The organism is Streptomyces sp. NEAU-W12 (assembly GCF_026242095.1).
GTDB lineage: Bacteria > Actinomycetota > Actinomycetes > Streptomycetales > Streptomycetaceae > Streptomyces.
In genome coordinates, this window is sequence record NZ_JAPJDM010000056.1 from 1 (window position 1) to 12,305 (window position 12,305).

General features: G+C 74.5%; 3 protein-coding genes. 1 reads left to right on the forward strand and 2 read right to left on the reverse strand.

Going from position 1 to position 12,305, the window contains the following annotated elements; translation table 11 throughout:
- On the reverse strand, window positions 1-7,011 hold a 7,011-nt coding region (locus ORI94_RS34400; RefSeq protein WP_266082932.1), incomplete at its 3' end, for an amino acid adenylation domain-containing protein.
- A gap of 2 nt (window positions 7,012-7,013) precedes the next feature.
- Window positions 7,014-12,140 carry an amino acid adenylation domain-containing protein gene (locus ORI94_RS34405; protein WP_416237953.1) on the reverse strand — a complete coding sequence of 1,709 codons (5,127 nt, stop codon included), beginning with the start codon at window positions 12,138-12,140 and terminating at the stop codon, window positions 7,014-7,016.
- Between ORI94_RS34405 and ORI94_RS34410 the strand changes: the two genes are divergently transcribed.
- Window positions 12,051-12,305: hypothetical protein (locus ORI94_RS34410; protein WP_266082936.1), on the forward strand; the 255-nt coding region annotated here is incomplete at its 3' end. The two genes, ORI94_RS34405 and ORI94_RS34410, sit on opposite strands and share 90 nt — an antisense overlap.

Consider the following 12,305-nt stretch of genomic DNA (forward strand, 5'->3'; position numbering starts at 1 on the left):
CCCCTCCAGGTACGGCTTCCACTGCGCGATGGAGACCTCGCTCACCAGCTGCTCGTGCGTACCGGTGAAGAACTCGACGTCGCCGCGGAAGAGGGAGGGCACGTAACGCTGCATCAGCAGCACGTTGTTGACGTACACCTCGAAGCGGTCGCGGATCTCCTCGTCCCGCAGCTGCGCCAGCGAACCGCCCTCGGCGCGCACGCTCTCCAGGTAGCGGGCGAAGGCCGGCTCGAGGTCCTCCTCCAGCTCCTCCTCACCGACGGCGATACCGGCGTCGCGGAAACGGCGGGCCATCAGCCCGTACCTGTCGTCCTTCGGCCGGTCGCGGTCGTTGGGGTACGCGTCGACGAGCGTCAGCAGCTCGACGCCCTCGCCGCGCTCCTGGAGGAGGGTGGCCAGCGCGTAGGCGATCTGCCCGCCGAACGACCAGCCCAGCAGCCGGTACGGGCCCGACGGCTGCACCTCGCGGACGCGCTCGAGGTAGTCGGCCGCCATCTCCTCCATCGTCGCGGGGAAGCGTTCGCCGGCCGAGGGCCGTGCGGCCTGGAGGCCGTAGACGGGCAGTTCGGGCGGCAGATGCTTCAGCAGTCCGCTGTAGCACCAGCTGAGGCCGGAGCCGGGGTGCAGGCAGAACAGCGGGCGCTGCGTCCCGCCTGTGCGCAGCGGCAGCAGCGTGGCGAAGGCGTCCTCCTCGTCCCCCGTGCCGAGCCGCCCGGAGAGCCCGGCGGGCGTGGGCCCGGCGAAGACGTCCCGCACCGACAGCTGCACGCCGAGGACGGACTCGATCCGGCGGAGCAGCCGGATCGCGAGCATCGAGTGGCCGCCCAGGAGGAAGAAGTCGTCGTCCACCCCGGCGCTCTCCAGCCCGAGCACCTCGGCGAACAGCTCGCACAGCAGCTCTTCCTGCGGGGTGCGGGCCAGGGTGCGGCCGCCCGACGGGGTCGCCTCCGGTGCCGGGAGGGCGGCGCGGTCGAGCTTGCCGTTGGCGGTCAGCGGCAGGTCGTCGAGCGGGACGAAGGCCGCGGGCACCATGTACGCGGGCAGCTGCCGGGCGGCGTGGGCGCGCAGTTCCCGGGGGTCGGCCGTGCGGCCGGGGACCGGGACCACGTAGGCGACGAGCCGCGTCGCTTCCCCGGGCGCGGTCAGGACGGCGGCCCGGACGACGTCGGCGTGCGCGAGCAGGACGTTCTCGATCTCGCCCGGCTCCACCCGGAAGCCGCGCAGCTTGAGTTGGTCGTCGGTCCGGCCGAGGAAGGCGAGGGTGCCGTCGCGCCGCCACCGTACGAGGTCGCCGGTGCGGTACATCCGGCTGCCCGGCGGGCCGAAGGGCGCGGCCACGAACCGTTCGGCGGTGAGCCCGGGGCGGGAGAGGTAGCCGCGCGCGAGTCCGGTGCCGGCCACGTACAGCTCGCCCGCGACACCGGCGGGGACGGGGTCGAGGCGCTCGTCGAGCACGTGGAGCCGGGAGCCGGGCAGGGGTGCGCCGATCGGTACGGGGTCGGGCCAGTCGTCCGCGGCGGCGGGCAGGGCGAGGGCGCTGACCACGTGGGTCTCGGTCGGGCCGTAGTTGTTGTAGAGGCGGCGTGCGGGCAGCGCCGCGCAGAACGCCCTGAGGTCCGCGCCGGGGGTCAGGGCCTCGCCTGCCTGGACGAGGGTGTCCAGCTCCGGGAGGTCGACGCCGTCGGCGAGGGCGACGGACGCCAGGGCGTCGAGCACGAGGTGGGGCGCGAAGAGCTCCCGCACCCGGTGCTCGCGCAGCCAGTGCGCCAGTGCGCGCGGGTCGCGGCGCACGTCCTCGGGGACGACGACCAGGGTGTTCCCGTGGAGCAGCGCGCCGACGGCCTCCTGCACCGAGACGTCGAAGGTGGCCGCGGTGAACTGTGCGGTGCGGACGGGGTGTTCGGTGCCGAAGGCGCTGCGGTGCCAGTGGGCCAGGTTGAGCAGGGCACCGGCCGGCATGACGACGCCCTTGGGCCGGCCGGTGGAGCCGGAGGTGTAGAGGACGTACGCGGGGTGGTCCGGCGCCATGGGGCGGACGCCGTCCGCGGGGCCGAGGTCGCCGTCCGGCAGGGCGGCCGACTCCCCCGCCGTGGAGGGCGCGTCGAGCACGAGGAGGGTGCCGCCGGGTACGGGCGGCAGGTCCGCGCGCCGCGCGTCGACCGTGACGACCACGGTCGGCCGGGCCTCGGCGAGCGTGCGGGCGGTGCGTTCGGCGGGCTGGGCGGGGTCGAGCGGCAGATAGGCGGCTCCGGCCTTCCAGACGGCCAGCGTCGCGATGTGCAGCTGCGCGCCCCGGCCGGTGGCGACGCCGACGACGTGCTCGGGCCCGACGCCATGCCGCAGCAGGAGGCGGGCGAGCCGGTTGGCGCGGGCGTTCAGCTCGGCGTAGCCGAGGACGGTGCCGCCGTCGACGACCGCCTCGCGCCGCGGGGTACGGCGCACCTGCTCCTCGAAGGTCTCCGCGAGGGTGCGGTGCACCGTCTGGCCGGGGCCGCCGCTGCCGCTCTCCAGGAGCGCGGCGCGCCGCTGCTCGCCGAGGACGTCCAGGCGGCTGAGCCGCCGCTTGGGCGAGCCGACGGCCTGGGTGAGGACGCGGAGGAATCCGTCGGCGAGCGCCCGCGCGGTCTCCGGGTCGAACAGTTCCGCGCTGTACTCCAGTCCGCCGGACAGACCGGACGGGGCGCCGTCGGCGGCGCGGCGCTCGCTGAGGGCGAGCAGCAGGTCGAACTTCGCCGTGCCCGAACCGGCCCGCTCGGGGCTCACGGTGAGCCCGCCGGGGGTCGCGAACTCCCGGTCGCCGTGCACGTCTCCCGTGGTGCCGAGGGTCAGCATGGCCTGGAAGAGCGGGTGCCGGGCGGCCGACCTGGCGGGGTTCAGCTCCTCCACGAGCCTCTCGAACGGCACGTCCTGGTGCCGGTAGGCGGCCAGGTCGGTGGTGCGCACCCGGCGCAGCAGCTCGCCGAAGGCGGGATCGCCCGACAGGTCGGTGCGCAGCACGAGGGTGTTGACGAAGAAGCCGACGAGGTCGGCGGACGCGTCGTCGGTGCGGCCCGCGATCGTCGTGCCGAGGGGTACGTCCGTGCCCGCGCCGAAGCGGGAGAGCGTCGCCGCCAGCGCGGCGTGCAGGACCATGAAGACGCTGCATCCGTGCCGCTGGGCGGTGGTGACGATCCCGGCGTGCAGCTCGGCGGGGACCTCCAGGGGCAGCCTGCCGCCGCGGTAGTCGGCGCGCACGGGGCGCGGGCGGTCGAACGGCAGCGGGAGCTCCTCCGGCAGGCCGTCCAACTGTTCGCGCCAGTAGCGCAGTTGCTCCGAGAGGAGGCTGTGCTCGTCGTCCTCGGAGCCGAGGACCCGCTGCTGCCACAGGGTGTAGTCGGCGTACTGGACGGGCAGGGGCGCCGCGTCCGGTTCGCGGCCCTCGGCCCGGGCGGTGTAGGCGTCGGTGACGTCCCGCAGCAGCGGCCGCAGCGACCAGCCGTCGCCGGCGATGTGGTGCAGCAGCAGGAGGAGTACGGACTCCGTCGCGGACAGCCGCAGCAGCCAGGCCCGCAGGGGCGGTTCGTGGGCGAGGTCGAAGGTGTGGCGGGCGGCCGCGGACAGTGCGCCGTCGAGCTCGTTCTCGGCGACGTGCGACACCGTCAGCTCGGGCACGGCCTTGCCCGGCGGGAGCACCACCTGGACGGGCCCGGCGTCGTCCTCGGTGAACACGGTGCGCAGGGACTCGTGGCGGACGGCGGTGTCGGCGAGCGCGGAGCGCAGCGCGTCGACGTCCAGCGGCCCGCTCATCCGCACGGCGACGGGGATGTTGTACGCGGGGCTCGGCCCCTCGAAGCGGTGGATGAACCACAGCCGCTGCTGCGCGTACGACACCGGGAGCCGGTCGGGGCGCGGTACGGCCCGTACCAGCGGGGGGCGTGCGTCGGCAGCGTGTTCGAGCGCGCGGGCGACGCCCGCGGGCGTGGGCGCGTCGAAGAGGGTCCTGATGGAGAGTTCGGCCTGGAGGACGGTGCGGATGCGGCCGATCAGCCGGGTGGCGAGCAGCGAGTGCCCGCCGAGGTGGAAGAAGTGGTCGTCGACGCCGACGGACGGCAGCGCGAGGACTTCCGCGAACAGCTCGCACAGGATCTCCTCGCGCGGGTCGCGCGGGGCACGGGAGGCGGCGAGGCGGCGTTCGGGTGCGGGGAGCGCGGCGCGGTCGACCTTGCCGTTCGGGTTGAGCGGCAGGGCGTCGAGGTCGACGACGGCGGCCGGGACCATGTGGTCGGGCAGGCGGGTGCGCAGGTGCTCCCGCAGGTCGGCTCCGCTGTGGCCGGGGCGGCGTACGGCGTAGGCGATCAGTTCGGGGCCGTCGGCGCGGTCCTCCCGGACCGCGGCCACCGCCTGCGCGACGTCGTCGTGCCGGGCGAGGTGGGTCTCGATCTCGCCGAGCTCGATGCGGAAGCCGCGGACCTTGACCTGGTCGTCGGCCCGGCCGAGGTAGGTGAGCGCGCCGTCGCCGGTCCACCGCACCAGGTCGCCGGTGCGGTACATGCGCGCGCCGCCGTCGCCGAACGGGTCGGCGACGAACCGGTCGGCGGTGAGCGCGGCCCGGCCCAGGTAGCCGCGGGCGACACCGGCGCCGGCGAGGTAGAGCTCGCCGACGGCGCCGGGCGGCACCGGGCGGAGCAGCGGATCGAGCACGTACGCACGGGTGTTGGGGAGCGGCGCGCCGATGTCCGGGCTGCCGTCGCCGGCGCCGGCGCGCCAGACGGTCGCGTACACGGTGGCCTCGGTGGGCCCGTAGCAGTTGTAGACGCGGGCGCCGGGCGCGGCCGCGCGGACCGTCTCCAGGGCTGCCGCGGTGAACGTCTCGCCGGCCAGGACGACCGTGCCCACGTCCCAGCGCACGTCGTGGCCGGTGAGGACGTGGGTGAGGGCGGAGGGCACGCCGCTGACGAGGTCGGCGCCCTCGGTCACGGCGGGCTCCGCGAGGGACAGCGCGTTGTCCACGAGCCGCACCGTGCCGCCGCACGTCAGCGGAGGGAACAGCTCGAAGACCGAGACGTCGAAGCTCGTCGACGTGGAGCACACGACCCGGGCGAGCCGTTCGGCGCCCCACTCGCGGTGGGCCCACGCCACGAGGTTGGCGACGTTCGCCCTGGGCACGACGACGCCCTTGGGGCGGCCCGTCGAGCCGGAGGTGTAGATGGCGTACGCGGCGGCGTACGCGGGTACGGCGACGCCGGGGTCGGACGGGTCCGCCGCGGCGGTCTCGGCCGCCGTGCCCGGCGCGTCCAGCTCCAGCCGGTCGGCGGCGCCGGGCAGCCGGTCGGCCAACTCGCGGGTGGTGACGGTCAGTACGGGCCGGGCGTCGCCCACGACGTGCGCCAGCCGGTCGGCCGGGTAGGCGGGGTCGAGCGGAACGTAGGCGCCGCCCGCCTTCCACACCGCAAGCAGCGTCACCAGCAGCTCGGTGCCGCGGGGCAGCAGGACGCCGACGAACGACTCGGCGCGTACGCCGCGGGCGCGCAGCACCCGGGCGAGCCGGTTCGCGCGGTCGTTCAGCTCGGCGTACGACAGCTGGTCCCGGCCCGCCGTCACGGCGGTCGCCGCGGGCGTGGCGGCGGCCTGCCGCTCGAACCAGTCGGAGACCGTGCCGGGCGGCAGCGGCGCGGCGGTGTCGTTCCAGCGGCGCAGGACGGTGTCGCGTTCGGCCGCGTCCAGCAGTTCCAGGGAGCCGGTGGCGCGGTCGGGGGTGGCGGCCATCGCGGACAGCACGGCGGTCAGGCGCCGTACGGTCGCGCGGGCCAGTTCGGTGCCGACCGCGTCCGGGCGGTGGCTGAGCCGCAGTCCGAGTGCGTCGGCCGGCTCGATGATCAGGGCGAGCGCGTAGTGCGTCGCGTCGCGCACACCGGCCCCGTTCACCTTCACGGGGAGCTCCTCGCCGGAACCGTCCGCCATGCCCTCGGCGCTGACCGGGTAGTTCTCGAAGACCGTGGCAGTGTCGAAGAGTTCGCCGTGCCCGGCCCAGCGCTGGATCTCGGCGAGGCTGACGTACTGGTGCTCCACCAGGGCCGACTGCTCCCGCTGGAGGCGTACCGCCAGCTCGCGCAGGGAGGCGCGGGCGTCGACCGCGACCCGTACGGGCACGGTGTTGAGGAGGAGGCCCACCATCCGTTCCACGCCCGGAAGTTCGGCGGGGCGGCCGGAGACGGTGGCGCCGAAGACGACGTCGGAGCGTCCGGTCGTCCAGGACAGCACGAGCGCCCAGGCGGCCTGTACCACCGTGTTCAGGGTGACGCCCCACTCGCGTGCCCGCAGGGTGAGGGCGGCGGTGGTCTCACGGTCCACGGTCGCGCGGACCTGCTCGGGCACCCGTACGGGGCGCGTTCCGGGAGCGATGAGCGTGGGCCCGTCCAGGCCGTCCAGCGCCTCGCGCCAGGCGCGTTCGGAGGCGTCCCGGTCCCGCTGGGAGAGCCACCGCAGGTAGTCCTGGTACGGAGGTACGCGCGGCAGGCCGCGGTCGTCGCCGCCCTGCCGGTAGAGCGTCATCAGCTCGCGCAGCAGGACCGGGGTGGACCAGCCGTCCCAGAGGATGTGGTGGTGGGTCAGGACGAAGCGGAAGCGGCCCTCGCCCCGGCGTATCAGCAGGAAGCGGACCAGCGGCGGGCGGCGCAGGTCGAAGCGCGTCCAGCGGTCCTCCTCGACGAGGGCCGCGGCGGCGGACTCCGGGTCGGCGGCGGCCGAGACGTCCTCGTCGCGCCACGGCGTCTCCACCGTCCGCGCCACCGCCTGCACCGGCTGCGACAGCCCCTCGTAGCGGAACGCGGCGCGCAGGTTCGGGTGGCGGCGCAGCAGTGCCGACGCCGCGGCGTGCAGTGCGTCCCGGTCCACCGCGCCCTCGAGGTCGAAGACGATCTGCACGGTGTAGACGTCGAGTTCGCGCTCGTCGTACGCACTGTGGAAGAGGATGCCCTCCTGGAGGGGGGACAGCGGGAACACGCCCTCGATGCCGCGCTTCTGCGTGCTCATGCTCAGATCTCCCAATCGTCTTCGAGCAGGTCCAGCTCTTCCTGGCTCAGCGAGGTCAGCGCCGCGTCGGCCGGGGTGAGTCCGCCGGCCCCCGGGTCGTCGGTGTACGCGGCGATGCCCGCCAGGGCCTGCATCCACAGGCCGGCCAGCGCCTCCACCTCGGCCTCCGGCAGGAGCCGGCTCGCCCAGGTCCAGTTCACGCGCAGGACGAGGCCGCCGTCGGGGTCCTGCTGGGCGGCGGCGTTGACATCCAGGACGTGGGCGAGCGGCGCGGTCGCGGGCTGGCCCGCGACGCCGCCGGCCAGGACCGTCCAGTCGCCGCCCGCCTCGTCGGTGGCGGAGGAGGTGAACCGGCCGAGGTAGTTGAACCCGATCCGCGGCTGCGGATGGGCCGCCAGAATCGGGGCGGTGCCGGGGTTGAGGTGGCGGAGCAGCCCGTATCCGGTGCCCCGCCCCGGGGTGCCGCGCAGCTGCTCCTTGACCCGCTTGATCGCCTCGCCGACCGCCTCGCGGCCCGCGGTGACGTCGCTCCAGGCCACGGGTCCGGCCTCCAGCCGCACCGGGTACTGGCTGGTGAACCACCCGACGGTGCGTGACAGTTCGGCACCGGCCAGCAGGTCCTCGTCGCGGCCGTGGCTCTCCAGGTCCAGCACCCAGGGGTGCTCCTCGCGGCCCGCCCAGCGCGAGAGCGCCAGGGCGAAGCCCGTCAGCAGGACGTCGTCCACACCGGCGTTGAACAACCCCGCCGTGCGCGTCAGCACGGTCCGCGTCAGCTCGGGCGGCAGCTCGGTGGTGCGGTGCCCCGCCGTGCCGTGGGTGTCCCGTACGGGGTCGAGGGCGCCGCTGCCGACGAGCGGAGCGGTGTCGCGCACCGACTCCCACCAGGGCAGCTCCGCCAACCGCTCCGGGGACGCGGCCTGTGCCGCGAGCTCCGTCGACCAGCGGCGCACCGACGTGCCGACGGGCGCCAGGGCCGTATCCCCCGGCCCGGCCGCCTCGGCCAGGTCGGGCAGCAGCACCCGCCAGGACACCCCGTCCACGACGAGGTGGTGCGCCACGAACACCAGTGCTCCGGCGCGCAGTTGACCGGCGTCGAGCCAGACGAGCCGCACCATCGCCCCGGCGGCCGGGTCCAGTGCCTCGCGTGCCCGTGCCGCCTCCGTACGCACCAGGGCGGACCACTCGTCCTCCCCCGCGCTGCCGAACGCGTCCACGCGGACGACGCAGTCCCCGGCCCGTACGGCGCCGACGGGCAGCACCTCGGACTCCAGGGCGCGCTGTTCACCGTTTCCGTCGGCGGACGGGGCGGTGAGGCGCGAGCGGAGTACGTCGTGGTGGTCCAGCAGCGTCTGCACGCCGCGCAGCAGCGCCGGTTCGGTCAGGCCCGCCGGGGTGCGCACCACGCGCGACTGGTTGTAGCCGCGCCAGTCGCCGCCGCGTTCCACCATGCGCGCCACGATGGGCAGCGGCGGGAACGTGCCGACGGGCTCGTCCACCACGTCCGCCGCGGCACCCTGACCCGACCAGTCCGCGACCTCGGCGAGGGCCGCCGGGCTCTGGTGCTCGAAGACGTCCCGCACGGACAGGCCGACGCCGTTGCGCCGGGCGCGGGAGACGAGCTGGATCGACAGGATGCTGTCGCCGCCCAGCTCGAAGAAGCCGTCGTCCACGCCGACTCCGGCCTCCGCAAGCCCGAGGATCTCGGCGAACAGCCCGCACAGCAGCTCCTCGCGCTCCCCGCGCGGCGCCCGCGACGGCGCGGTGGCGCCCTCGGGCGCGGGCAGCGCGGCCCGGTCGACCTTGCCATTGGGTGTCAGCGGCAGCTCGGTCAGCGCGACGACGGCCGCGGGGACCATGTACGCGGGGAGGCGGCGGCGCAGATGTCCGCGGAGCTCGCCGGTGTCCTCGCCGGTGACGGCGTAGGCGACGAGCTGGCGCGTACCGGGCAGGTCCTCGCGCACGACCGCCACGGCCCGGGCGACCGCCGGGTGTGCGGCGAGCGCGGTCTCGATCTCGCCGAGCTCGATGCGGAAGCCGCGGACCTTGACCTGGTCGTCGGCCCGGCCGGCGAAGACCAGCTCGCCGTCGCGGGTCCAGCGCGCCACGTCGCCGGTGCGGTACATCCGCGTGCCGGGCTCCCCGAACGGGTCGGGTACGAAGCGTTCCGCCGTCGCCGCCGCGCGCCCGCGGTAGCCGCGTGCGACTCCGGCGCCGGCGATGTACAGGTCGCCCGCGACACCGGGCGGCACCGGACTCAGCGAGCCGTCGAGCACGTACGCCCGCGCGTGCGGGAGCGGACGGCCGATCGGCACGTCCCCGGCGGGCGCCTGCTCGCCCGGACGCAGCACGTACTGGCAGCAGTTGACCGCGGTCTCGGTCGGGCCGTACGAGTTGACGACGGTGACCTGCGGATGGTCGGCCCGCCAGCCGTCGAGGACGGCGCCGCTCAGCGCCTCGCCGCCGACGACGAGGGTGCCGGTGGGCACCATCTGCCGCGGCATCAGCGGCAGTACGGCCAGGTGGCTCGGGGTCACCTTCGCCACGCTCGTCCCGCCCGCGGCGGTGACGGCGGGCGGCACCGGTTCGTCGGCGTCCCACTCGCCCAGCCAGACACAGCCGCCCACCAGCAGCGGCGTGTACAGGCCCGTCACGGTGAGGTCGAACGCCACCGACGAGCCGACCAGCGAGACGCCCGCCATGTCGGGGTACGCCCCGGTCGCGAACGCCAGGTGGGCGGCCACTCCCTGCCGCGACACCACGACGCCCTTGGGGCGGCCGGTCGATCCGGAGGTGTAGATCGCGTACGCCGCGGCGGACTGCGGAGCCGCGACGCTGCGGTCCGCCGGGTCGGCGGCGTCGAGGGCGCGGGCCGTCTCCGGGTTGTCCAACTCCAGGACGGTGCCCGGGACATGGGCGACGAGGGCGGAGGTGGTGACGGTGAGCGCGGGGGCCGCGTCGCCGAGGATGTAGGCGACGCGCTCGGCCGGGTAGTCGGGGTCGACCGGTACGTAGGCGCCGCCGGCCTTCCACACGGCGAGCAGCGCGGCGACGAGGTCCGTGCCGCGCGGCAGCAGCACGCCGACGAACGTCTCGGTGCCGACGCCGCGTTCGGCCAGGACACGGGCGAGCCGGTTGGCCCGCGCGTTGAGCTCGGCGTAGCTGATCCCGTCGGCGCCCGAGGCGACGGCGACCGCGTCGGGGGTGGCGGCCGCCTGCCGCTCGAACCGTTCGACGACGGTCAGCCGCGTGGCCGCCGTACCGCCGGTATCGTTCCAGCCCTGGACGATCTGCTTGACCTCGTCCTGCGGGAGGACCGGGACGCGGGACACCGGCAGGTGCGGGTCGGTGACGACCGCGCCGAGCAGCAGGTGCAGCGCCGAGACCAGCCGGGCGGCGGTCTCCTCCTCGAACAGGTCGGTGGCGTAGTTCAGCAGGCCGGTAATGCCGTCGCCGCCGGGGCGTTCGGTGAACGTGAACGCGAGGTCCATGCGTGCCGTGTCGGCGGCGAACGGATACGCGGAGACGGTCGTCGAGCCCGCGGCACCGTCCATCACCTCCTGTGTCTGCGCATGGGTGTTATAAGTGAGGAGGGTCTGGAAGAGGGGGTGCCGGGCGAGGGAGCGGGCCGGGTTCAGCGCCTCGACCAGGCGCTCGAAGGGCACGTCCTGGTGCTGGTACGCCGCCAGGTCCGTATCCCGCACCCGCGCCAGCAGCTCGGCGAACGTCGGGTCGCCCGAGAGGTCGGTGCGCAGCACGAGGGTGTTGACGAACAGGCCCACCAGGTCGGCCAGGCTCTCGTCCGTACGGCCCGCGATCGGCGAACCGATCGGCACATCCTCGCCCGCACCGAAACGCGACAGCAGCGACGCCACGGCGGCGTGCAGCACCATGAACATGCTGCACCCCTGCGACCGCGCCAACTCTCGTACACGGTCGCTCACTTCGGCTGGTATCTCGAACGTCACCCGGGCGCCCCGGTGCGAGGCGGCGGCGCGACGGGGACGGTCGGCCGGGAGTCTCAGCTCCTCCGGCAGCTCGGTCAACTGGACACGCCAGTAGGCCAGTTGCGCGGCGACCAGGCTCTCCGGGTCGTCCTCCGAGCCCAGTACGTCGCGCTGCCAGAGTGCATAGTCCGCGTACTGCACGGGGAGTTCGGCCCACCCAGGGGCCCGCCCGTCGACGCGTGCCGCGTAGGCGCGCGTCAGGTCGCGCGCCAGCGGGCCCAGGGAGCCGCCGTCGGCCGCGATGTGGTGCACCACGACGACGAGGATGTGCTCCTCGGCGGCCACGCGCAGCAGTTCGGCACGGACGGGGATCTCGGCGGCGAGGTCGAAGGCGTACCGCGCGACCTTCAGGACCTCGGCGTCCAGGGACGCATCGTCGACGTCCCGTACGGCCAACTCCGGTACGACGAAGCCCCGTACGACTTGGGACGCGCCCGCCTCACCCTCGGCGAACACGGTGCGCAGGCTCTCGTGCCGCGTGACGACGTCGCCCAGGGCGGCCCGCAGAGCGGTGACGTCCAGGGGGCCGGACAGACGCAGGGGCAGCGGGATGTTGTAGGTGGGGCTGGGTCCCTCCAACTGGTGGAGGAACCAGAGGCGTTGCTGCGCGAACGACACCGGGACCCACTCCGGGCGGTTCGCCGCGGCCACCGCGGGGCGTACGCGTCCCGCCCGCTCCTCCAGCACACGTACGAGCGCCGAGGGGGTCGCGTTCTCGAACACATCCCGAATCCGGACCTCGACCCCGAGGACGGACCGCACCCGCGCCACCAGGCGTGTCGCCAGCAGCGAATGCCCACCCAGGACGAAGAACCCGTCGTCCACGCCCACGGACTCAAGGCCGAGCACCTCGGCGAAGAGGCCGCACATCAGCTCCTCGCGCGGATCACCGGGGACCCGCGAACCGCCGGACGCACCCTCCCGGTCCGGAACCGGAAGCGCCTTGCGATCCACCTTCCCGTTCGGCGTCAACGGCACCGAATCCAGCGCCACCACCACCGACGGCACCATGTAGTCCGGCAGTTTCGACTGGAGATGGCGACGTACATCGGCCGGGCTCTGATCGGCCGCAGACTTCGCGTAGAGGACCAGGCGTCGATCCCCCGGGCGGTCTTCCCGGACCATCGCGACGGCCTGCGCGACGGACGGAAGCTCCACCGCGACGGCCTCGATCTCGCCCAACTCGATACGGAAACCACGCAACTTGACCTGATCATCCGCCCGACCGACGAACACCAAATGACCGTCCCTGTTCCAACGGACGACGTCACCCGTGCGGTACATCCGGCT